20 protein-coding genes are annotated in these 21568 nt (G+C 64.1%); 11 read left to right on the top strand and 9 right to left on the bottom strand.

Going from position 1 to position 21568, the window contains the following annotated elements; all coding sequences use genetic code 11:
* Window positions 1-296 precede the first annotated feature (296 nt).
* From CP556_RS08385 to CP556_RS08375, 3 genes are all read left to right on the top strand, one after another.
* On the top strand, window positions 297-2546 hold the full coding sequence (locus CP556_RS08385) for a methyl-accepting chemotaxis protein (protein ID WP_098725204.1): 2250 nt from the start codon (window positions 297-299) through the stop codon (window positions 2544-2546).
* Complete coding sequence (locus tag CP556_RS08380; protein WP_098725203.1) at window positions 2543-3307, top strand: bacteriorhodopsin; 765 nt, start codon at window positions 2543-2545, stop codon at window positions 3305-3307. The genes CP556_RS08385 and CP556_RS08380 overlap by 4 nt, the downstream gene beginning before the upstream one ends.
* Window positions 3308-3446: 139 nt before the next feature.
* Window positions 3447-4208 carry a YqjF family protein gene (locus CP556_RS08375; RefSeq protein WP_098725202.1) on the top strand — a complete coding sequence of 254 codons (762 nt, stop codon included), beginning with the start codon at window positions 3447-3449 and terminating at the stop codon, window positions 4206-4208.
* A 366-nt stretch (window positions 4209-4574) separates the two neighbouring features.
* Here the strand turns inward: CP556_RS08375 and CP556_RS08370 are convergent, their stop codons facing one another.
* The 4 genes from CP556_RS08370 to thsA all read right to left on the bottom strand — a co-directional run bounded on the left by CP556_RS08370 (window position 4575) and on the right by thsA (window position 8896).
* Window positions 4575-5570 carry an ornithine cyclodeaminase family protein gene (locus tag CP556_RS08370; RefSeq protein WP_098725201.1) on the bottom strand — a complete coding sequence of 332 codons (996 nt, stop codon included), beginning with the start codon at window positions 5568-5570 and terminating at the stop codon, window positions 4575-4577.
* A gap of 168 nt (window positions 5571-5738) precedes the next feature.
* Entirely contained in the window at window positions 5739-6053 is a 315-nt protein-coding gene (locus CP556_RS08365; protein ID WP_098725200.1) for a hypothetical protein, read from the bottom strand.
* Entirely contained in the window at window positions 6050-6817 is a 768-nt protein-coding gene (locus tag CP556_RS08360) for a class I SAM-dependent methyltransferase (protein WP_098725199.1), read from the bottom strand. Before CP556_RS08360 ends, CP556_RS08365 begins: the two co-directional genes overlap by 4 nt.
* A 390-nt stretch (window positions 6818-7207) precedes the next feature.
* A complete protein-coding gene (thsA, locus tag CP556_RS08350; RefSeq protein WP_098725197.1) occupies window positions 7208-8896 on the bottom strand; it encodes a thermosome subunit alpha in 1689 nt (562 codons plus the stop codon).
* Between the two features lie 459 nt (window positions 8897-9355).
* On the opposite strand from thsA, the gene CP556_RS25245 reads away from it, so the two are divergent.
* The gene (locus tag CP556_RS25245) at window positions 9356-9505 is read left to right on the top strand and encodes a DUF2080 family transposase-associated protein (protein WP_141551651.1); all 150 of its coding nucleotides are present in this window, start codon (window positions 9356-9358) and stop codon (window positions 9503-9505) included.
* A 3-nt stretch (window positions 9506-9508) separates the two neighbouring features.
* Complete coding sequence (locus CP556_RS08345) at window positions 9509-10738, top strand: RNA-guided endonuclease InsQ/TnpB family protein (protein WP_098725196.1); 1230 nt, start codon at window positions 9509-9511, stop codon at window positions 10736-10738.
* A 1-nt stretch (window position 10739) separates the two neighbouring features.
* Here the strand turns inward: CP556_RS08345 and CP556_RS08340 are convergent, their stop codons facing one another.
* The gene (locus CP556_RS08340; protein ID WP_098725195.1) at window positions 10740-11297 is read right to left on the bottom strand and encodes a KH domain-containing protein; all 558 of its coding nucleotides are present in this window, start codon (window positions 11295-11297) and stop codon (window positions 10740-10742) included.
* Window positions 11298-12260: 963 nt separating this feature from the next.
* Here CP556_RS08340 and nadE point away from each other — a divergent pair.
* The gene (nadE, locus tag CP556_RS08335) at window positions 12261-13112 is read left to right on the top strand and encodes an NAD(+) synthase (RefSeq protein ID WP_098725194.1); all 852 of its coding nucleotides are present in this window, start codon (window positions 12261-12263) and stop codon (window positions 13110-13112) included.
* A gap of 96 nt (window positions 13113-13208) precedes the next feature.
* On the opposite strand, the gene CP556_RS08330 is transcribed toward nadE, so the two are convergent.
* Both CP556_RS08330 and rio1 read right to left on the bottom strand, forming a co-directional pair.
* Window positions 13209-13712 carry a metallophosphoesterase gene (locus tag CP556_RS08330; RefSeq protein WP_098725193.1) on the bottom strand — a complete coding sequence of 168 codons (504 nt, stop codon included), beginning with the start codon at window positions 13710-13712 and terminating at the stop codon, window positions 13209-13211.
* Between the two features lie 61 nt (window positions 13713-13773).
* Window positions 13774-14649 carry a serine/threonine-protein kinase Rio1 gene (gene rio1 / locus CP556_RS08325; protein ID WP_098725192.1) on the bottom strand — a complete coding sequence of 292 codons (876 nt, stop codon included), beginning with the start codon at window positions 14647-14649 and terminating at the stop codon, window positions 13774-13776.
* A 163-nt stretch (window positions 14650-14812) separates the two neighbouring features.
* On the opposite strand from rio1, the gene CP556_RS08320 reads away from it, so the two are divergent.
* The 5 genes from CP556_RS08320 to ligA all read left to right on the top strand — a co-directional run bounded on the left by CP556_RS08320 (window position 14813) and on the right by ligA (window position 19928).
* Window positions 14813-15190: a 2Fe-2S iron-sulfur cluster-binding protein gene (locus CP556_RS08320; RefSeq protein WP_098725191.1), complete on the top strand. Its 378-nt coding sequence runs from the start codon at window positions 14813-14815 to the stop codon at window positions 15188-15190.
* Between the two features lie 59 nt (window positions 15191-15249).
* Window positions 15250-16662, top strand: a complete 1413-nt coding sequence (locus CP556_RS08315; RefSeq protein ID WP_098727330.1) for a selenium-binding protein SBP56-related protein — start codon at window positions 15250-15252, stop codon at window positions 16660-16662.
* A 31-nt stretch (window positions 16663-16693) separates the two neighbouring features.
* Window positions 16694-17083: a 2Fe-2S iron-sulfur cluster-binding protein gene (locus tag CP556_RS08310; RefSeq protein ID WP_098725190.1), complete on the top strand. Its 390-nt coding sequence runs from the start codon at window positions 16694-16696 to the stop codon at window positions 17081-17083.
* Between the two features lie 66 nt (window positions 17084-17149).
* A complete protein-coding gene (locus tag CP556_RS08305) occupies window positions 17150-17575 on the top strand; it encodes a DUF5518 domain-containing protein (protein ID WP_098725189.1) in 426 nt (141 codons plus the stop codon).
* Window positions 17576-17849: 274 nt separating this feature from the next.
* Complete coding sequence (gene ligA / locus CP556_RS08300; protein WP_098725188.1) at window positions 17850-19928, top strand: NAD-dependent DNA ligase LigA; 2079 nt, start codon at window positions 17850-17852, stop codon at window positions 19926-19928.
* 369 nt (window positions 19929-20297) lie between these two features.
* Here ligA and CP556_RS08295 read toward each other — a convergent pair whose 3' ends face one another.
* A complete protein-coding gene (locus CP556_RS08295) occupies window positions 20298-20486 on the bottom strand; it encodes a multidrug transporter (protein WP_098725187.1) in 189 nt (62 codons plus the stop codon).
* A 57-nt stretch (window positions 20487-20543) separates the two neighbouring features.
* The gene (locus CP556_RS08290) at window positions 20544-21548 is read right to left on the bottom strand and encodes an ArsA family ATPase (RefSeq protein WP_098725186.1); all 1005 of its coding nucleotides are present in this window, start codon (window positions 21546-21548) and stop codon (window positions 20544-20546) included.
* Window positions 21549-21568: the final 20 nt, after the last annotated feature.

Raw genomic sequence — 21568 nt, 5'->3', positions numbered from 1 at the left:
GATCGCCGCCGCGTAAATCGACCGCGCCGTCCGCGGAGCGTTTCGGGCCGTTCGCCGATATTCCGGTCGGCTTTCCGCCCTGCATCACCCAATTGGGTATAATTAATATTTATTTGAGTAGTCGTTCGGCTAAACCAAATGCCGGAAATAACGTCTATAGAAGTGATTCTCACAGGATAGTGTATGACTATCATTCTCGACAATCAGTTCAACCGATACATTCAATTGGGATGGGTAAACATTGTTAAGGAAGACATCGGGTAGCGTCGCGCCGCCCGACGAATCAACGAGACACTATGGCATTCGAGGACTATCTCCCTGATCGGCTCAGAGAAACGTACAGTGTAAAGATCGGTCTCATATTCTTGCTCGTCGTCCTGATGACGGTTCTGGTTTCCGCGCTCTTTTTCGGCCACGTCTCCGGGACGGTCGGCCCAGCGGCGGAAGACCACTTCAGCGATCGAACGGCGGACCGAAGCGACGTCGCAGCGGCCTGGCTCGAGACGAACGTCGAAACGGCGAACGGGCTGGCAGCGGATGCCACCGTCCAGGAGGGGACCAACGCTGAGATCAGCGAACGGCTCGCGACGGCCCAGTCGACGCGCGGGGACCGAATCAGCGAAGTCCACTATCTCGGCGGCGACGGCGAGGTGCTCGCGAGTAGCGCGGACGGCGCGGTCGGTGAGAACGTCTTCGAAACGGCCGGCGTCGAGGGTGCAACCGACGGACCCAGTACCGCCCACGACGCGGTCGCGAGCGACGAGTCGGTGCTCTCGTTCGTCGCCGCGGTCGACGGCGAATCGGACCGCTACGTCGCCGTTTCCGCCCCCGTGAGCGCGTTCGGGGCGACCCTCGAGACCGCAGACGATCGGCGGACGATCGTCACCGACACGAACGGCGAGCCGATCGCGTCGGTCGGCGAGGCGGCGACGGTCGGCGACGACGCCGTCCTCGACGCCGCTTCGCCGGACGGAGACGGCGTCTCGACCGGGACCCCCGAGGACTCCGACACGGAGTTCGCGGCCACGTCGGCGACGATCGACGTCGGCGGCGAATCGCTGACGGTCACGAGCTACGATACCGCTGCGGCCGTCTACGGCCCACAGCAGACAGCGACGTCGTCGTTACTCGCCTTGCTGCTGGTCGTTGTCCTCCACCTCGGCCTCGTCGGGATCGTCCTCGGCGGGAACATCTCGCTGAACCTCCGGCAGCTCGCCGGCAAAGCCGAACGGATGGGTGACGGCGACCTCGAGGTCGGTTTCGAGACCGACCGGATCGACGAGGTCGGATCGCTCTACGGCTCCTTCGCGTCGATGCGAGACTCGCTTCGGGAAACGCTATCGGACCTCGAGGACCAGCGCGAACGCGCCCGCGAAGCACAGCGCACGACCGAAGAGCGAAACCGCGAGCTCGAGGCCGAGGCCGAGCGCTACAGCGAGGTCATGGCGACGTGTGCCGACGGTGACCTCCAGCGGCGTCTCGAGCCAGAGACGGACCACGAGGCGATGGTCTCGATCGCCGAGGCGTTCAACGAGATGATCGCCGATCTGGAGGAGACGGTCGCCCAGGTCAAGACGATTTCCGCGGAGGTCGCGCGGACGAGTACGGAGGTCCAGACCAGCTCCGACGAGATCCGGCGGGCGAGCGAAGAGGTGAGCACGTCGGTCCAGGAAATCTCCGACGGCTCCGCGTCGCAGGCCGAGGACCTGTCGATGGCGTCGACCGAGGTCAAGGAAATGTCCGCGACCGTCGAGGAGGTCGCCGCCGCGACGAGTACCATCGCCGAGCAGTCCAGTCAGGTCGATGAACTGGCCACCGACGGCCAGCGGGCGGCCACCGAGACGACGGCGGAGATGCACGCGGCCAGCGACCAGACGGAAGCCGTCGCCGAGACGATCCGGTCGCTGGACGAGGAGGCCGAACAGATCCAGGAGATCGTCGAGCTGATCGACGAGATCGCCGGCCAGACCAACATGCTCGCGTTGAACGCGGCGATCGAGTCCGCGCGATCCGAGAGCGCCTCGAGCGATAGCGGCGGCTTCCAGGCCGTCGCGGACGAGGTCAAGGAACTCGCAGCTGAGACCCAGACGGCGGTCGACGATGTCGAAACTATGATCGAATCGATACAGCAGCGCGCGACGAAGAGTGCCACGCAGATCGAAGAGGCCGAATCGACGATCGGGTCGGCGACCGAACAGGTCGACTCGCTCTCGGACAGACTCGACCGGATCGCCACGGAGATCGAACAGGTGACGATCGGCGTCCAGGAGATCGATCAGGCGACCGACGAACAGGCTGGCTCCGCCGAAGAGTTGGCGACGATCGTCCAAGACGTCGCGAGCGTCGCCGACGAGACGACATCGCAGGCCCAGCAGGTCGCCGCGGCCGCCGAAGAGACGACTGCGACGATCGCCGACGTCTCCGCCGAGGCGACGCGGCTCGACGAACGGGCGGCGAACCTCGCCGACGCCGTCGACGAGTTCACCGTTTCCGCAGGGGCCGATCCGACCGCGACCCCGGCGGGACAGGGAGGTGACAGCCGATGATCCCCGAACTCCAACTCTATCGGATCGCCTTCTACGCGATGGTTGCCGCAACCGTCGGCTTCCTCGTCTGGATCGCACGAATGCCGGCCGGGAAGCGACGGTACTACCTGCCCGTCCCGATCATCTGCGGGACGCTCGCGCTCGCCAACTTCGGAATGTCGGCCGAGCTGTTCAGAATTACGACGGCGGGAGGCGATCCGATTCCGATGAGCCGGTACGTCGACTACACGATCGCGACGCCGATCATGGTCATCGTCGCCGGGCTGATCGCCGGAGCGACGCGACGACAACTCGCCGCGCTCGTCGTCCTGAGCTTCGTCTGGGTCGGCACGAGCGCCGCCAGATATCTCGTCGATCCGACGCTGGCAGCAGTGATGAACGGTGTCACGATCGTCAGCCTGATCGGGATCGTCTCCCTGATGCTGTGGCCGATCACGAAACGCTCGGGCGAGCAAAGCGGCGAGCGCGTCCTGCTTTACGGGAAACTCCGGAACTTGCTCCTGTTGCTCTGGGTGTTCTATCTGGTCATGGGGTTCGTCTCGCGACAGGGGCTGGGACTGCTCGATGCCTTCGGCGGTATCTTCGTCGTGTCCTACCTCGACATCCTCACCCGGATCGGGTTCGGCGTGCTGGTGTTGCGGGCGACCGACGCCACCGATCAGGTGATCGAGAGTCTCAAATCGCCGGAGGCAGGTGACGACGGCTCGGACGGCGTCACGCTCGAGAGATCTGACGACACAGCGGTTGACCCGGCCGACTGACGCCAGCGCCACGGTCCGGTGCCGGATGGCGGCCCTCTCCGCGGGGTACCGGCTGAACCACCATCGGATTTGACAGCAGGCTATCTAGTATTTACGTCGTCCCGTCATCGGGTACTGACAGTACCTGTTGGTTCCGAGGATGACTGGACAACGCACGGATCCGTTTCGATGGAGGTTCGCGGGCGAATCGTCGCCGAACGCACCGCACGTCGCCTCGATGACCTGGCGCGACGGACTGTTCGTCCACTGGCCGGTCGATCCGGACGCGCTTCGACCGCACGTCCCCGGTCAACTGACTCTCGAGACGCGGGACGGCCGCGCCTGGCTGAGCGTGCTCCCGTTCGTGCTGACGAACGTAGGCATCCGCGGGACGCCGTCGATCACCCGGCTGGCGTTTCCCGAACTCAACGTTCGGACCTACGTCCGCTATCGTGGCGATCCCGGCCTCTTCTTCTTCAGTATCGATCTCGACAGTTCGGTGGTCGCGGCAACGATCGGCCGAAGGACGAGATTGCCCGTCCACGACGCGAACATCCGGGTCGGGGCCACCGAGGAGAACCACGTCGCCTTCGCGAGCGAGCGCCGGCGGACGGACGGTGACACACCCGCTCGATTCGCCGCGACCTACCGTCCCGACGGCGAGATCCGGACCGCCGAACCGGACACGCTCGAGCACTGGCTCACCGCCCGTCGGCGGTTCTACGCGCCCACCGCCAGCGGCGTGCTGGCCGGCGAGATCGCACACGACCCCTGGCCGCTCCAGCCCGCCGCGGTGACGATCCACGAGAACACGATGCTCGAGGCAAACGGACTGCCGGCCCCGACCGGCGACCCGGTCGTCTACTACGCCGACGAGCTATCGATGACCGGTTCGATTCCGCGGCGATTGCGAGAGAAATAGGCTCGTACCTGTTCATCCGCCCTCATTGCGGTGGCGCGCGCTCTCGACCGTCCGAACAACAGTGAGGGCGGGCGTCGATGCCGTGCGAGGGATGAGCGAGAGAGCGGAGCGATCGAGCGTTAGCGCGGAACCGGAGGTTCCGCGAACCATGCGAATAGTGCGAGACCGGAGGTCTCGCATACCATGCGAACGGCGGCGGAGCCGCCGTGAGCAGACGGGCGCTACGCGCCCGTGAGGAGAAATCGGCTGGGGAGGGTGTGGCCTCTCCGTGTTGCCAGTGTGAGCGGGGCATTCGCCACGTGAATCTGTTTTCAGCTAGTCCCCACAGAACGGCACATCGAATCGAAGCAGTGCCGATCTTGATAGTTATGATCTGTTTGCGCCGATCATGTCGAACCCGTAGCCCGCCCCGTCCGCCGACGCCCGCTCGTAGACTACCCGCGCGGCCGCCACGTCCTGAATCGCGAGCCCGGTCGAGTCGAACACCGTGAACCCGGTCTCGTCGGTCCGCCCCGCTTTCGACCCGACCACGAGTTCGCCGATCTCGCCGTGAATGTCCGCGTCGGTCAGGATCCCCTCGCCGTACGGGACGTTAATCTCGCCCGAGTGGGTGCACTGCTCGTGGTCGTCGATGACGATCGTCGCCGCCTCGAGCAACGCATCAGCCAGCTCGTGTTTCCCCTCGGCGTCGGCCCCGATGGCGTTGATGTGAGTCCGGTCGCCGACATCTTCAAGCCCCACGATCGGCTCCTCGACCGGCGTCACGGTCGAGAGTACGTCGCAGTGCCCCGCCTCCGAAATCGATCCCCCGCGGACGTCGAACCGGTCCGCGTAGGTCTCGACGAACCGCTGGACTCGCTCGTCGTCGGGATCCGAGACGACGACCTCCTCGATCGGTCGGACCTCGCTGATCGCCTCGAGCTGGGTGTACGACTGGACGCCGGCCCCGATGAGGCCGAGACTCGAGGCGTCCCCAACAGAGAGATAGTCGGTCGCGACCGCCGCCGCTGCGCCGGTCCGTTTCATGGTGAGCGTCGTGCCGTCCATGATCGCCAGCGGGAACGCGGTCTCGGGATCGGAGTAGATCATCGTCCCCAGTACGGTCGGCAGGTCGTGGTCGGTGGGGTTATCCGGGTGAACGTTGACCCATTTCAGTCCGGCCGCGTCCCACTCGCCGGTGTCGAGGTAGGCGGGCATCGATCGGAAGTCGCCGTTGTACCGGGGCAAATCGATATAGGACTTGGCGGGCATCTGGGTGGTCCCGCGCTCGAAGGCCGCGAACGCCTGCTCAACGGCGTCGATGACGTCGCCGAGAGCAGCGTGCTCGTCGACGTCGTCGCTGTTCAGGAGAAGCGTGTTCATACGACCGAATATCACGGGCCGCTACTTAGTTCGTCAGTATCGGCCGGCAGGACGTGAAACGGGCCCGCTCCCGCGGACGCGATCGCCGCTCGGACCGCCGCCGAGCCCGAGGCAGTACCAACGGACGATCCGACCGAGCCCGGCGGGACGGTCCCGGTGTGACGGTGGTCAGTCGGCAGCGACCGACACGAGGAGACTGCCGCTACCCAGGAGCAGTAGTATGGCCCCGAGTAGCAGTACCAGTGCTGCGCCCGTCCCGCTCCCAGTCACGGCGAGCGGGCCGTCCGAAAGGACCACGAGGAGTCCCCCGATGCCGATCGAAACGAGTCCTGACTGCCGTCGGTCCATTCGTGTCAGGAGTATCCCATCCACCAGCATATGAGCCTGACGGTGCCAGCCGATCCGGATTGCCATCGGTTCGAAAACGAACTTCGGTTCGACAGCGCGGACGAGGCCGATCGGTCCCCGCCGTCGGCGGCTCACCGTCGCGCTCGAAGCAGCACGATGCCGGTCCGATACGACTCGAGTCGGTCGCCGTCGCCGGCGTACTGAAAGCCGAACGCTTCCTCGAGCGCCGCCGGCGCGTCCGAGAGCAACACGCGGATCTCCCGCCGGCGGTCGGCCGGCACGTCCATCCGATCGAGCCAAGCGTCGACCTCGAGTCGGCGGCTCGTCTCGTGGTTTGCCTCGAGCGTCAGACCGGTTTCGTCGAACAGTTCGAGCCACCGCGAGCGGGAGTAGGTCTCGACGTGGCCCGGATCCCGCAACCGTTCGATCCGATTGACGTACGCGGCCAGCTCTGGATCGGCCGGGACACAGAGGTCCTCGAGCGCGAAGACGCCGCCCGGCGCGAGGACGCGCTCGACCTCGGAGAGAAACGCCGCGGGATCCGGAAAGTGGTGCGCCGCGAACCGACAGGTGACCGCGTCGAACCGATTCGTCGCGAACGGCAGCCGCTCGGCGTCGACCGCCACGCCCTCGACGCGGGGATACTCGGTCGTCGCCGTCCGCACCATCTCCGGGGAGAGATCTGCTGCGACGACGCTCGAGACTCCGCGATCGGCGAGCGAGCCCGCGACGTGTCCCGCACCCGTCGCGATGTCGAGCGCACACGTCGCGTCGGTACACCAGTCGACGAGTTGCTCGAGGTCCACACCCTTCTCGAAGACGGCACCGTCCCGATAGCCGTCTGTTGCGTTCCCGAAGGTCGTCGCGACGTCGCGCTTTCTGTCGGCCTCGTTCGTCACGAGCCTTACTTGTAGAGGGGATAACATGAAGGTTGCGTGCAGACGGGTCTCGAGCCTCGAGCGGTCGGATCGTCGATCTGAGTCGAAATCGAACACTCGTCGGGACGGTATCGACCGAAACGAACCGCGAGAGTACGGGATTCGGGAGCGACGACGAAAGAGAAAACGACAAAATGGGCCGACTGCAGTGGGCAACTCGAGCGGGCGAGAGCCCGCCGAACGAGCATCCACGTCGAGCGTCGGCGAGTGAGCGGTTCGGAGAACCCGAACGACGCCGTTCACCGAGCGCGCAGCGCTCGGGCCGACGAGCGACCGGCGGGAGCGAGGAGTGCTTTTATACTAAATTTTGCCGAGGGCCAGCTTCGCTGGCCCGCAGAGCAAAATTTAGTTCTACATCATGCCGCCCATGCCGCCGCCCATACCGCCCATGCCGCCGCCCATACCGCCCATGCCGCCGCCCATGCCGCCGCCGGGGCCACCCGGCGGCATCTCTTCGTCATCGTCGTCGTGGGAGACCGCGAGGTCGCCCGCGGCGATGACGTCGTCGATGCGAAGCAGCATGACGGCCGCCTCGGTGGCGGACTCGATCGCCTGCGTCTTCACGCGGAGCGGCTCGTAGACGCCCTCGGCGTCCATGTCGATGGTGTCGCCGGTGTAGGCGTCGAGTCCGGCACCCGTGTCGCCGCCGTCGTGGGCGCTGCGCAGCTCCACGAGGGAGTCGATGGGGTCGAGCCCGGCGTTCTCGGCCAGCGTGCGCGGGATGACCTCGAGCGCGTCGGCGAAGGCCTCGACTGCGAGCTGTTCGCGGCCGCCGACGGAGTCAGCGTAGTCGCGCAGCGAGAGCGAGACGTCGATCTCGGGTGCGCCGCCGCCGGCGAGCACCTTCCCGTCTTCGAGCGTCGTTCGGACGACGCCGAGGGAGTCCTCGACGGCGCGGTCGATCTCGTCGATGACGTGCTCGGTGCCGCCGCGGAGGATCAGGGTGACGGCCTTCGCGTCCTCGACGTCTTCGACGAAGATGCGCTGGTCGCCGGCGATCTCCTTCTGAGCAACGCTACCGGCGGCACCGAGGTCGTCCTCGGTCAGGTCGTCGACGCTCGAGACCGGCGTTGCGCCGGTCGCGCGGGCGAGCTGGGCCTGGTCGCTGGACTTGACGCGACGGACTGCGATGATGCCCTCCTGTGCGAGGTAGTGCTGGGCCATGTCGTCGATGCCGCCGTCGACGAAGACGACATCGGCACCGACATCGGCGACTTTCTCGGCCATCTCGCGCAGCTGGGCCTCCTCCTGCTCGAGGAACTGCTCGAGCTGGTCGGGATCGGTGACGTTGACTTCGGCGTCGATCTCGGTCTCCTTGATCTCGAGGTCGCCGTTGACGATGGCGACGTCGGCGTCCTCGGCGAAGTACGGCATGTTGTCGGAGACGCGCTCCTTGTCGACGATGACGCCTTCGACGAGTTCGGAGTTCTCGACGGAGCCGCCGACGACCTTCTCGACTTTGATGTTGTCCGTGTCGACGCCCTCGTCGTCGGCGACCGCGCGAACGGCCTCGACGATGAGTTCGGAGAGCAGGTCCTTCGCGTTCTCCGCACCCTTGCCGGTCATCGCCGTTGCGGCGATCTGCTCGAGGATCTCGGTGTCTCCCTCGTCGACGTCGATGGCGATCTCTTCGAGAGCCGCGGTGGCTTCTTCGGCGGCCTCTCGGTACCCCTGGGCGAGGGTGGTGGCGTGGATGTCCTGGTCGAGGAGGTCCTCGGCCTGGCTGAGGAGTTCGCCGGCGATGACGACGGCGCTGGTGGTGCCGTCACCGACCTCCTCTTCTTGGGTCTCGGCGACTTCGACGATCATGTCGGCCGCGGGGTGGTCGATCTCCATCTCCGAGAGCAGCGTGACACCGTCGTTCGTGACGATGACGTTGCCCGAGGAGTCGACGAGCATCTTGTCCATCCCCTTCGGGCCGAGCGTCGTCCGAACGGACTCGGCGACGGCCTTCCCGGCCTGTACGTTCATCGACTGCGCGTCCTCTCCGGAGGTTCGCTGACTGTCCTCCGAGAGTACGATAAGGGGCTGATTGCCCATCTGCTGTTGAGCCATAGTCACTCGAGTGATTGTTTGTGATTCTATATAAGGCTTTCCCTATCAAATGGACAGGAGTGCTCGAGGTAGCCCCTGTCTGGCGTTTTCGATCCGATGCACGTTCGGGTATATATGGTCGCACTACGTGAGAATCGTCGAACGGCTGCGCTCGCCAGTGATTTTAGCGACGTTCGGACAGCTGCGGGAAACTGAACTCGGCCGATCAGCTGACGGGGCGCGTGTGTGGATGCGGTAACGCAGCGGACGAAAGCCGAGTCGCGATTGCCAGAGGGTTCGTTTACCTAATCGCAGGCGCTAAGGCCCCTTCCTCAACGAGCGACCGGAGGGAGCGAGTAGGGAGGGGATACAGCGCCGTCATCATCTTTCATCAATACGATACTGCTGGCCCGCAGGCCCACGCTATCGGTAACTTTATGCGTATCTACCTCGTATATACACTCAATGGATCGGTACGAGGTCGAAGGACACGAAGTTCTCGAAGCACAAGCCAAACGATCCGGCAACGGAGCGCACGTTTACGTTCCGAAAACGTGGGCCGGCGCGACCGTCAAAGTCGTCCGCGTCACCGATCCATCCGACGAAGACGAGTAGACCATGCGCTATAACTACCGGTACAGGCTCAAACCGACCGATGAACTCCACGAGCGGTTAGCGTGGACCGTCGATACCTGCCGGCAGGTCTATAACCACTTCCTTCACCGACTCAACAGAGTGGACGGAACCTCCGCCTACTCCGAGCAGAAGCTCCTCCCGGACCTCAAACGCGAGTGGACAGACCTGCAGGACATCCACTCGAAGGTGCTTCAGAAAGTCGTACAACGTCTGTATGACAACATTTCGACACTGAAGGGGCGGAAGGACAACGGCTACCGCGTCGGAGAGCTTCGGTGGAAAGCCCCGCAGGAATACCGTTCGATCAAGTACAGTCAAACCGGCTTCAAGTTCAACAACACGAGCGGTCGGCCTGTACTCTCTCTTTCCAAGATCGGCGACGTTCCGATGGTCCACCACCGCGAGGTCCCGGACGACGCCACGATCAAGGAGGTCGTCATCAAGCAGGAACCGACCGGCGAGTGGTTCGCCGTCCTCGGAATCGAAACCGAGAACGACGCGCCACCGAAGCCCGAGAATCCCGAGAAATGCATCGGAATCGACGTGGGGATCCTGAAGTACGCCCACGACAGCGACGGGACCGCCGTCGAAGGTCCCGACCTAACCGACGAACGCGAGCGGTTAGAACGCGAACAACGCAAGCTCTCGCGGAAGGAACACGGCTCGGCGAACTACCGCACGCAACAGCGCATCGTCGCCCGACGCCACGCCGACCTGAAGCGGAAGCGTCGGGACTTCCTGCACAAGCTCTCGAACTACTACGCCCGGGAATACGACCTCGTAGCGGTCGAAGACCTCGACGCGAAGGGGTTGATGGAACTCCCCTCGAACAGCCGCAACCGCGCCGGAGCGGCGTGGGGAACGTTCCTTCGGATGCTCGAATACAAGTGCGGCCGCGAAGGCACGCACTTCGTGGCCGTCGAACCGGCTGGAACGACCAAAGAGTGTTCCAACTGTGGCGTTGCGACCGACAAACCGCTGTGGGTACGCGAACACTCGTGTCCCTCATGCGGATTCGAGGCGGACCGCGACCTCAACGCCGCCTACAACATCCTTTCTCGCGGACTCACCGAAGTAGGGGTGGTTCACCCCGATTCAATGCCTGCGGAGACTGCGCTCCCTACGGGAATCGATTCGGTTCCTGCAAAGCGCGTCTTAGAAACAGGAAGCCCCGTCCTCAGCGAGACCGTCAGGCCGAGCAGGGCGGGGTAGTTCACGACTGGCCGCCGGGGAACCGGTGATACTCCATCCCCTTGTGCTTCATCTCGTTGTGTTTCTCCTCGAGGAAGGAGTAAACCGCGCCGTGGGGTGCCCCGTCGAGGAGCATCTCGGCAGCGCTGCGGACCACCTCGACCTCCTGTGGGCCGCCAATAATCCCGAGCGTCGAGCCGTAGATGACGACGTCGGCCCCGGTTAGCTCCTCCATCAGTTCACGGGTCCGACCGCTCTCGCCGATGAGCCGGCCCTTCTTGCGTTTCATGTCGGTCTTGTTGCGCGAGGCGGCGTCGATGTCGACGACGTCGAACAACATCATATCGTCCTCGAGCAGTCGCAGGGCGTCCTCGGGTGCGAATCCGCGCCCGATGGCGCGAACGATCTCGGGGCCTTTGAGGCCGAGCACGGGGTCGCCGACGGTTTCGACGGCGACGGAGCCGTTCTCCGAGTCGATGTCGAGTCGCACTTCCGCTTCCGCCTCAATCTCGCGCATCGTCTCGCCTCCTTCACCGATGAGAACGCCGATGCGGTCCTGCGGAATCTTCACGTGCTGCATACGGTCTGCTACTGGCTGGGTGAGGTTAAGACCTTGGTCCGCGGACCGGCCGCCGTTCGTTCGGCAGAGTATGTCGGACAACCGCGCGTGGAGCGACGATTCTGCGACTCGTGATCGCATGAGAACGATACAATCAGCGCACTGATTATTCCAATGGATACTATAGTGAGAGGAATCGTCCGCTCCCGGTAGCGAGATCAGCGACAGTCACGTCACCGGTTCAACCGGTAGCGGAACTGTAGCGAACGCCGCTGAGACTGCTCTCTACAGGATGGTATATCCTGACGATGGCGAGGCCATGTTTGGCGTGGCCCACGGTTCACGGGTGGTTCAGTGAATTGGCCGTTTCGAATCCTCGCCAACAAGAGCATTCTCACCACATATGTTAATACTTTCGTTGGTAAAGGCACAATATGTAGCATAAGTTCCCGACTGAGAGGACAGTGTTCGAGAATTTATCGAGAGGTTTGGGAGTCCTCTGTCGACCACGGCCGTTCCGGCGTCCCACACCGGTTCTGACTGACCGAAAGCACCGAATCGATTGCCGCGACACCGTCAGAGGTGCGCTGCCAGGTGAACGGTCACAAACGGACGAGTTGCCCGCAGCTATCTCCCTATCCAATCGACTCGGAGGGACCGAATCCCGACACGAGCCTATCGAAAGAAAAACACGGTCTCGATCGTTTTGATCGATAGCGATCCCGAGAACGGTATTTGAGTTCCCACACCTAATACGATATTCTCTATAATATGTCTCACCAAGAATGGGTTAGAGATAGAATATTCGGCCAGAAAGAACTATTAGGCAAAACAGATGACCAGATAGCAGATGATGGGATTTTGGTGTACTGAGACGGGTATCAGTCGTTTACTGTGCTATTCTTGTTCAGTTGTCGGCCAGAGAAACAGCATCGACCAACCGTGGTCGGTCCCGTTTAAAGACCACACTGCTGTGTCACGATCATGACTGCCCGGTCATCCGATATCGCTATCGAGGAGCTTCCTCGGAATGCTGCCGGGCTCGCGACGACTGCTGGTGCGCTCACTCACCTCCAGGAGCAGCTGCCGGCGTTTCTCGAGGAGTTGGTAACCAATGCCGGCGCTGAGCGACTCATCGTACAGCTCGACGGCGGCGTCGAGACGACGGTCGCAGCGACGCTCGCGGTCGAGGCGCTCGGTCCAGAGCGCGTGACCGGGTTATTGCTGCCGGCGTTCATGAGTCACGAGGCGACCATGCGGAATGCCGAGGCGATCGCGACGTCGCTCGGAATCGAGGCCGATCGCATACACCTTCAGCCGGTGCTGGCCGCGTTTCAGGAAGCCATCGGCGGGTCCAGTGGACCGACTGACGATCTGGTCGCGACCAACAACGCACTGTCACGGCTCCGAATGGCCTGTGCCTACTACGTCGCGAACACGGCGAACGGACTCGTCGTGGGAACGGTCAATCGCACCGAGTATCTCCTCGGATCGCTCACGAAACACGGGGAGATAGGGGCCGATTGCCTCCTCCTCGGCGATCTCTACCGAACCGAAGTCCGAGCACTCGCCGACGCTATCGGCATCCCGGAGAACATCACCGTCGAGTCGTCAACACCGTCATTTCAGGGAGAGGGCTCGCACAGCGCCGAACTGGACGCACCGACGGAAACGATCGATCGAGTCCTTCGATTGCACGTCGACGAGGGGGACGGGATGACTGCCACGGCCGAGCAGGTCGGCGTCGATCGGGCGCTGGTCGACCGAATCGCCCAGTGGTGTGCTCGAACGCAACACAAACGTCGTCTCCCGCCGACGCCGGGGATCGTCGAGTGATCGAACCGAGTCGTTCGACACCGGCAGACTGCGGCCAGCATCTGAGGCGCTTCGGAGAGCGTCTGCAAGGCGAGGCGTCTCCCGGCCGAACCGGGACTACTCGAGCACCGATCGGAATCGAACCGCCTCCGAGCGCGTGTCGAGGATCGCAACGGTCCGATCCGCCTCGGATTTCGCCAGGAAGTGTGCGCCGGGATTGAGCACCGTCGTCCGTCCGTCATCGGCGAGCTCGCGCTCGTGGTGGTGGCCGTAACAGACGAAATCGTACGTCTCGCCGGCCGCGATCGCTTCGACCTCGGCTTTGCTCTCGCCGTGGAGGACCGCAAACGAGAGACCGTCGAACTCGAGGTCCGCGAACCGACCGTGAAGCTGACTCTCGCCGCCCAGCGAGTCGAAGGCGGCCTGCAGGTTGGCGTCGTCGCCGTCGTTGTTCCCGAGGACGCCGTGGAGTTCGAACTCCTCGAAGGACGGCACTATCAGCGGGGCGACGAAGTCGCCGCAGTGGATGACGATCTCGACGCCTTCCTCCCGGAAAATCTCGATGGCGCGTTCGGTCGCCTCGGCGTTGTCGTGCGTGTCCGAAATGATGCCGATGTTCATACTCGTTCGGGCGCGGGCGAGCCACTAAGGCGTTCGGGACGCCCCGACGCCAGTACGGCGATCAGCTCCGCGAGGGATCCGGCTCCGGACTCGTGACGAACTCGAACAGCTCGTCGCCGGTCACCTCGAGACCCTGCCGAGAGAAGAAATTCGCTACGTTCCGACAGTCCCGCTCGAGAAACTCGCGGCTGTTCGGGTGGTGGACGGTGACGGCCTGGCCGAGGTCGATGAACACGAGTTGCCCCTCGCTCTCGTCGAAGACGACGTTGTACTCGCTCAGGTCGCCGTGGATCAACCCGGCCGAGTAGAGCCGTCGCATGTACTCGCGCATGACCTCGTAGGCCGTCTGGGGATTCTCGATGTGTACCTCGCCGAGGCGCTTCGCACGGTCGTCCTCGGTACCGATGTACTCCATAACCAGAACGTTGCGCTCGGTGGCGATGGGTTCAGGCACCCGCACGCCGGCCGCCTGCGCGCGCCGGAGGTTCGCCAGTTCCTTCTTGGTCCACGCGAGGACGACGTCTTTCTTCTTGCCGCCCAGGCCCTCGAAGCGGGGGTCACCCTCGAGGTAGTCGCGCATCTGCGTGAAGTTCGAGGCGTTGATCCGGTAGATCTTGACCGCGACCTCGCGGTCGTCGACCTGTGCGAGGTAGACGTTAGCCTCTTTCCCCGTCGAGAGCGGACCGCCGAACGCATCGACGTAGCCGTCCTGAACGAGTTTGTACAACGCCGCCAGCGTCGCGTCGTCGAACACCGACTGCTCGACCTTGAACTGATCGGCGTCTTTGATCCGCTCCTCGAACTGCTCGAACTTCCGATCGCGCTTGCGAGCGATGCGATCGGCGTCGGTCTCCGAGACGTCGATCTCCTCCCACTCGTCGCCTGGGCTCTCGACGTCCTCGAGGTCGACCAGTCCGAACTCCGTTCCCTGTTCCATCTGTCCGGAGATACGGGCCGGATGCGGGTAAATACTGGGTATCGGTCGGCCGTCCTCGATCCGACGACCGGGCGAGGGCTCGCGTCTCCCTTTTCTGGCTGTCCACCGTAGTACCGAGCATGAGTCGAACGACCGAACAGCGACCGACACTCGAGGGGTACCGATGACGGAGCACGACGTGACGCTCGAGCGGACCGACGGCCCGAACCGAACGATCGCCGTCGACGAGGACGAGACAGTTCTCGAGGCGACCCAGCGGGCCGGCGTCAGATTGCCCTACGACTGCCGGAGCGGGACCTGCATCACCTGTGTCGGCCGACTGCTCGCGCTCGAGGACGGCGACGAGTCCGGCGAGGGTGAGAGAGATCAGCCGCTCGACGCCGCGGCGGCGTTCACCTATCGGCGGCCGCCACAGGCGCTGACCGACGACGAACGAGCGGACGGCTACGTCCTGCTCTGCATCGCATACCCGCGAGCTAACTGTCGAGTCAAGGTCGGTCCGCGGGTCCGTGCGGAAGTCGGCGACAGTCCCTGGGCATAGCCCCCACTTCCGTCACGGGCCCGGCCAGATTTATGTACGTGCTCGTGGTGGCGATCGTCATGAGTGATGCTAGCACGCCAGACAGCGTCGAACCGGACCACGAGCACGAACACCGCCACGAGGGACCCGGCTACGCGACGCCCCAGGCCGCCATCGAAGAGGGCGAGCGAGAGAAACTGGCCTACGTGATGAGCCTCTACGTCGGCACCGACGTCGACGCACCGGACTTCGTGTCAGTCGTCGACCTCGATCCCGACTCGGACACCTACTGCGAGATCGTCGACCGAATCGAACTGCCGAATCGCGGCGACGAACTCCACCACTTCGGGTGGAACGCCTGCTCGTCGTCGTGTCACATGGAGGGCTTAGAGCGGCGACACCTGATCGTCCCCGGCCAGCGCTCCTCGCGGATCCACGTGCTCGACGCACAAGACCGACGAAATCCCGAACTCGAGACGGTGATCGAACCCGAGGAGGTCTTCGAGTACGACCTCTCGGCACCGCACACCGTCCACTGCATCCCGGACGGAGAGATCCTGATCAGCATGCTCGGCGACGCCGACGGCGAGTTGCCGGGCGGCTTCCTCGAGTTGAATGAGGACTTCGAGATCGAAGGGCGGTGGGAACCGCCGGGCGAGATCGAGATGAACTACGACTACTGGTACCAGCCCCGCCAGAACGTGATGGTCTCGAGCGAGTGGGCCGCTCCCGAAACGTACTACCCCGGGTTCGATCTCGAGGACGTCGAGGCGGGGAACTACGGCCAGCGGCTCCACTTCTGGGACTGGGAGGCGGGTACCGTCGAGCAGACGATCGATCTCGGCGAGGAGGGACTGATCCCCCTCGAGGTGCGCTTTCTCCACACCCCCGAATCGACCCACGGGTTCGTGGGGGCCGCGCTTTCGTCGAATATCTTCCACTTTTGGCGCGATGAGAGCGCGGCCGACGGTGACGGAGCGTACCGCGCCGAAAAGGTGATCGACTTCGAGAGCCGGGAGCACGACGACTGGGACATGCCGGTCCCCGCGTTGCCGACGGACATCCTGATCTCGATGGACGATCGGTACCTGTTCGGCTCGAACTGGCTCCACGGCGAGGTCTGGATGTACGACATCTCGGACCCGTCGAACCCGCGGCGAGCTGACTCGCTCTCGGTCGGCGGCACCTTCGGCGAGGTCCAAGAGGTTCAGGACCGCGAACTGGCCGCCGGACCGCAGATGATACAGCTCTCGCTCGACGGCGAACGCCTCTACTGGACCACCTCGCTGTTCTCCTCGTGGGACGACCAGTTCTACCCCGAGGAGGCCGAGCGCGGATCGGTGATGCTGAAAGCCGACGTCGACCCCCGGAAGGGGACGATGAAACTCGACGAGGACTTCCTCGTCGACTGGGGAGAGTGTCCGGCGGGGCCGGCTCGCGCCCACGAGATCCGGTGGCCCGACGGCGACTGCACGAGCGACGTCTGGCAGTGAGCGGTCGTGAAACCGACATTCAACCGAGCGCATGACGAGCCACGACGTGACCCTCGAGTGGCCGGACGGCCGGACGCGGACCGTCGAGGTCGATGAGAACGAAACGATCCTCGAGGCTGCCGAGTGCGACGGCAGCGTGCTCCCGTACGGCTGTCGGACGGGCGCCTGCGGGACCTGTTCCGGACGGCTGCTCGAGGTCGAAGGGACGCGGCCGTCGAACGGCGAGCGCGCCGGAGACGGAGACGCCGACGTGTGTGCCGTCGACGACGTCGTCGCGTATCGCCGGCTGCCGCGGGCGCTGAAGGACAGACATCGGGCGACCGGCTACGTGCTCCTGTGTATCGCCTCCCCGCGGGCCGACTGTCGGATCGCGGTCGGCTCGAGCGTCCACAGCGAACTGGTGGATAACCCGTGGAAATAATTTATTATATTTTTCATTGTGCGATTAGACGAAAATATATAGTGTTGGAAACTCTTAAAGAGGAGTATGGTGTCACCACTCCGCGCTCACACGCTTCCTCCAGCATGGCGATTCGCGCTCATCGGTGCGATAGCCTCGCTACCCGCCATCGACGTTCTAAACTGGCTGCCTAATTCGGAGGGGACCATCGGCGGTGGTATAATGATAATCGGAGCGTTCGTCGCAGGAGTCATCGCCGCAATCCGCTCGTCAGACCCAAGTGCTGCCGGACTCCGCGCTGGTTTCATTGGTGGCGTCCTCGGACTGCTCATATTCATTGTGGCAGCAGGGACGACGGCGACGTGGTCGCTACGTAGAGTCGTGTTTGTCGTCTTCGCCGGTGGACTGGTGGTGTGTGTTGCACCCCTGTTCGGTCTCGGATTCGGTCGTGTCGGTGGGTGGGTGGCAAACACCGTTGGCTCCCGATGGACGACCAACGTGGACGCATCATAACGACAGACTGTCAGATAAAACTCCTGTACTGACCGTTCAAAGAGATCGGTCGATGGTATGAATGAGACAAGCGATGGGAAGTTCGCGGAACTGCTTCTACCACCGTCGTGATCGAACGAACACACAGTCGAAGAGCACTCGAGTGAGCCGCGTTGCGAATCCATCCTGTTGCCGAAACCGACCGACCACGGCCGTCGACTCAAGAGAAAGAGAGAGCAAACCGATCAAGCCCCAGTCAGTAACGTTAACGGGTCCGAGTGGCAACCCTCGAGCAATGTCTGTCGCCGACGAGGACGAAGAGAATCCCTATCTTCGGGAGCCGCCGACCGACTTCACGCCGGTCGAGGATCTCTCGGAAGACGAGGCCAGCGAGCAGGTCGAACTGCTCCGCGAGGCCATCCGCGAGCACGACCGCCGGTACTACGTCGAGAGCGAACCCCTGATCGCCGATCGGACCTACGACGACCTCTTTGCCCGGCTGCGCGACCTCGAGGAGGAGTTCGATCTCACCCATCCCGACAGCCCCACCCGGAGCGTCGGCGGCGAGCCGATGGAGGCGTTCGAGACGGTCGAACACGTCGAACCGATGCTCTCGATCGATCAGAGCGGCGAGATTGAGGACGTGCGGGAGTTCGCGGACCGAGTGCAACGAGAGGTCGGCGATGTCGAATACGTCTGCGAACCCAAGTTCGACGGCGTCTCCATGGAGTTCGTCTACGAGGACGGATCGCTCGAGCGAGCGGTCACCCGCGGTGACGGCCGCGAAGGGGACGACGTGACGCGCAACGCACGCACCATCGGCTCCGTCCCGCAGCAACTCCACGGCGATCACCCCGAGTTCCTCGCGGTCCGGGGCGAGGTCTACATGCCCAAGGACGCCTTTCAGGCGCACAACCGCGAGCGCATCGAGCGCGGCGAGGAGCCCTTCGCCAACCCGCGGAACGCGACCGCCGGCACGATTCGACAGCTCGACCCCGCGGTCGTCGCCGAGCGCCCGCTCGCGGTCTTTTACTTCGACGTACTCGCGGCCAGCGAGCTCGAGGACACCCACCGGGAAGAACTCGAGCGCTTCCCGGAGTTCGGCCTGCGGGTGAACGACCGCGTGGAGGTAGTGAACGATATCGAGGACGCGATCGAGTACCGCGACCGCATGCTCGAGGCCCGCGACGACCTGGACTACGAGATCGACGGCACCGTCATCAAGGTCGACGACCGCGAGGCCCGCGAGGAACTCGGACAGACGGCGCGCCACGACCGCTGGGCCTTTGCCTACAAGTTCCCCGCCCGCGCGGAGGTGACGCCGATCGCCGACGTCGCGGTTCAGGTCGGCCGGACGGGACGATTGACCCCCGTCGCCCTGCTCGAGCCGGTCGACGTCGGCGGCGTCACGGTGTCGCGGGCGAGTCTGCACAACCCCGAGGAGATCGAAGCGAAGAACGTGAACATCGGCGACACCGTCCGCGTTCAGCGCGCTGGTGACGTCATCCCCTACGTCGAGGAGGTCGTCGAGAAGGACAGCGAGAGCCACTACGAGATGCCCGAGACGTGCCCCGTCTGTGACAGCCCCGTCGAGCGCGACGGGCCGATCGCCTTTTGTACCGGCGGACTCGGCTGTGACGCCCAGCTCCGGCGTTCGATCGAGTACTACGCCGGCGACGACGGCCTCGACCTCGAGGGGCTCGGCGAGAAGAGCGTCCGCCAACTGGTCGACGCCGGCTTACTCGAGTCCGTCGCGGACCTCTACGAACTCGAACGCGAGGACCTGCTGGCGCTCGAGGGGTGGGGCGAGACCAGCGCCGAAAACCTCCTGAGCGAAATCGAGGCCAGTCGCGACCCGCCGCTTTCCGACTTCATCTCGGCGCTGGGTATCCCTCACGTCGGGCCAACGACGGCCCGGGAGCTCGCTCGCGAGTTCGGCACCTTCGCGGATTTCCGCGCGGTTGCCGAGACCGAACCCGAGCGACTCGAGGGCGTCGACGACGTCGGCGAGACGGTCGCCGAGACGATACACGACTTTTTCACGAGCGAGGCGAACGCCGACGTCGTCGACGGCGTGCTCGAGCACGTCTCCCCGCAGGACGTCGACATCGACATCGGCGGCGACGAACTCGCGGGGCTCACCTTCGTCTTTACGGGCTCGCTCGAGGAGATGACCAGAGGCGACGCACAGGAACTCGTCGAAACCCACGGCGCGAACGCGACGGGGAGCGTCTCCGGAAACACTGACTACCTCGTCGCCGGTGACAATCCGGGCGCGACGAAGCAGGCGGACGCTCGGGACAACGACGTGCCGATCCTCGACGAATCCGAATTCCGAGCGTTGCTCGAGGACGAAGGGATTGACCACGGATAGAGGGTATCCGCGGTTCGAAGAAAAGGGACCGTGAGACCGAAACCGAAGCGGGAGACGGACCCGATTATTTGATTCGAACGAGCCGTCCGTTCCAACACTCCTGACAGGTCGTGTCGTTGGTCTCGTACGTACAACCGCAGTTCGAACAGCGATAGATTCGGACCGGCGATTTCGTTCGATACAACCGTTCCAGGTACTTCTCGAGTAGTTTCACGTGGATCAGTAGCGTGCCAGCTACGGATTCGAGCAGTCAGTAGTCAATGATAAGCTTCGTGTATAGTGTCAGTTATAATATAGTAATTGGTTCGAGAGTAACTCGTTGGTCGCACTCGGCGGAATACACCCGGAGACACGTATCGGTAGCCGGGCTCATCCGCGGCGGGTGAGAACCACGAAGACTGCAATCACGGCGACGACGACGCCGATAATTGTCGGGACGAGTTGTCCGGAGCCCCACTCCCAGCCCAGCACCTGCGTGCCGACGATCGCCACGAGCGCGACGGCCGCACCAATCGCCGTGACGAGCGGAGACGAGTTCCGACCGAGCGAGAGTGCCATGATGTATTGTATCCTTCCTGACACCATAAATGTAGTGGCGAAACTCGCTGCGATCGCTCAGGTCGGTAGCCGCTCGGCGATCACCGCCAGCGACTCCCCGCCCTGCACCTCCCCCTCGAGGTCGGGTAGCGTCACCACCTCGAGTCCCGGAAACGTCTCGCGGATTTCAGCGAGCCGTTCCTCGTGGCGCGCCTGCCGCGACTGACAGCGCGGACAGCTCTCGTGTGGGTCCTCGAGTACCCGATTCACCACCACCCGCTCGACCGACACGCCGGCCTCGCGAAGCCGCGCGACGAGGCGTTCTGACTCCGCGATGGCCATCGCCTCCGGAATCAGGACGACTCGAAACTCGGTCCGCTCGGGATCGGTGAGCAGGTCGCGAGCGCGCTCGAGGCGGCCCTGAAACGCCGCGAGGCTCTCGTCCTCGTCGTCGCGCTGCCCGCCGAGCATCGACATCGGCCCGAGCACCGCCGTCCGGGCCGCGTTGCCGATCCGCTTCGCCTGGCCGCGAAGCGACTGGGCCGTCTCGAGCGCGCGTCCCATGGCCCCGGGCATGTCGAACAGCCGCAGGGTGTGGCCCGTCGGCGCGGTATCGAAGACGACGACGTCCCACTCGCCGGAGTCGACGTACTCGACCAGCAGGTCGAGCGCCGCGATCTCGTCGCTGCCGGCCGGCGCGCCGCCCGCGAAGAGTTCCTCGACCTCCGCGTCAGAGAGACTGATCCCGGCGCTACGGAGGCCCGCCGCCAGCGCCCGCGCCAGTTTCTCGTAGCGCTCTCGCTGCGTTTCGGGATCGATCTCGACGGCCCAGAGTCTCCCCGATTGGTCGTCGTCGATCTCGAGCGTCGCGGCCGTCTCGGCTCCCTCGAGCGAGGCGGGCACCTCGAGTTCGGTCGGCTCCGGTCTGATATCGGCCTCGAGCGAGTCGGCAAGCGAGTGAGCGGGGTCGGTCGAGACGACGAGCGTCCGCCGACCCGCGGCGGCCAGCGAGAGCCCGGTCGCCGCGGCGCAGGTCGTCTTGCCGACGCCGCCCTTGCCGCCGTAGCAGATGCAGTCGGTCACGGCCGCAGCTATTACGGCTG

The sequence above is a fragment of the Natrinema sp. CBA1119 genome, assembly GCF_002572525.1.
In the GTDB taxonomy this organism is placed as follows: Archaea; Halobacteriota; Halobacteria; order Halobacteriales; family Natrialbaceae; genus Natrinema.
Note: the sequence above shows the minus strand (reverse complement) of the source record. Positions and strands in the feature narration are given on the sequence as shown.

Bases quoted from the DNA above. Each gene is read 5' to 3' on its own strand.
- CP556_RS08315 (WP_098727330.1), top strand. From the start codon at position 15,250: ATGAGTGATGCTAGCACGCCAGACAGCGTCGAACCGGACCACGAGCAC.
- thsA (WP_098725197.1), bottom strand. From the start codon at position 8,896: ATGGGCAATCAGCCCCTTATCGTACTCTCGGAGGACAGTCAGCGAACC.
- CP556_RS08375 (WP_098725202.1), top strand. From the start codon at position 3,447: ATGACTGGACAACGCACGGATCCGTTTCGATGGAGGTTCGCGGGCGAA.
- CP556_RS08385 (WP_098725204.1), top strand. From the start codon at position 297: ATGGCATTCGAGGACTATCTCCCTGATCGGCTCAGAGAAACGTACAGT.
- CP556_RS08330 (WP_098725193.1), bottom strand. From the start codon at position 13,712: ATGAACATCGGCATCATTTCGGACACGCACGACAACGCCGAGGCGACC.
- CP556_RS08380 (WP_098725203.1), top strand. From the start codon at position 2,543: ATGATCCCCGAACTCCAACTCTATCGGATCGCCTTCTACGCGATGGTT.
- CP556_RS08370 (WP_098725201.1), bottom strand. From the start codon at position 5,570: ATGAACACGCTTCTCCTGAACAGCGACGACGTCGACGAGCACGCTGCT.
- CP556_RS08345 (WP_098725196.1), top strand. From the start codon at position 9,509: ATGCGCTATAACTACCGGTACAGGCTCAAACCGACCGATGAACTCCAC.
- nadE (WP_098725194.1), top strand. From the start codon at position 12,261: ATGACTGCCCGGTCATCCGATATCGCTATCGAGGAGCTTCCTCGGAAT.
- CP556_RS08320 (WP_098725191.1), top strand. From the start codon at position 14,813: ATGACGGAGCACGACGTGACGCTCGAGCGGACCGACGGCCCGAACCGA.
- ligA (WP_098725188.1), top strand. From the start codon at position 17,850: ATGTCTGTCGCCGACGAGGACGAAGAGAATCCCTATCTTCGGGAGCCG.
- CP556_RS08295 (WP_098725187.1), bottom strand. From the start codon at position 20,486: ATGGCACTCTCGCTCGGTCGGAACTCGTCTCCGCTCGTCACGGCGATT.
- rio1 (WP_098725192.1), bottom strand. From the start codon at position 14,649: ATGGAACAGGGAACGGAGTTCGGACTGGTCGACCTCGAGGACGTCGAG.
- CP556_RS08340 (WP_098725195.1), bottom strand. From the start codon at position 11,297: ATGCAGCACGTGAAGATTCCGCAGGACCGCATCGGCGTTCTCATCGGT.
- CP556_RS08305 (WP_098725189.1), top strand. From the start codon at position 17,150: ATGGTGTCACCACTCCGCGCTCACACGCTTCCTCCAGCATGGCGATTC.
- CP556_RS08310 (WP_098725190.1), top strand. From the start codon at position 16,694: ATGACGAGCCACGACGTGACCCTCGAGTGGCCGGACGGCCGGACGCGG.
- CP556_RS25245 (WP_141551651.1), top strand. From the start codon at position 9,356: ATGGATCGGTACGAGGTCGAAGGACACGAAGTTCTCGAAGCACAAGCC.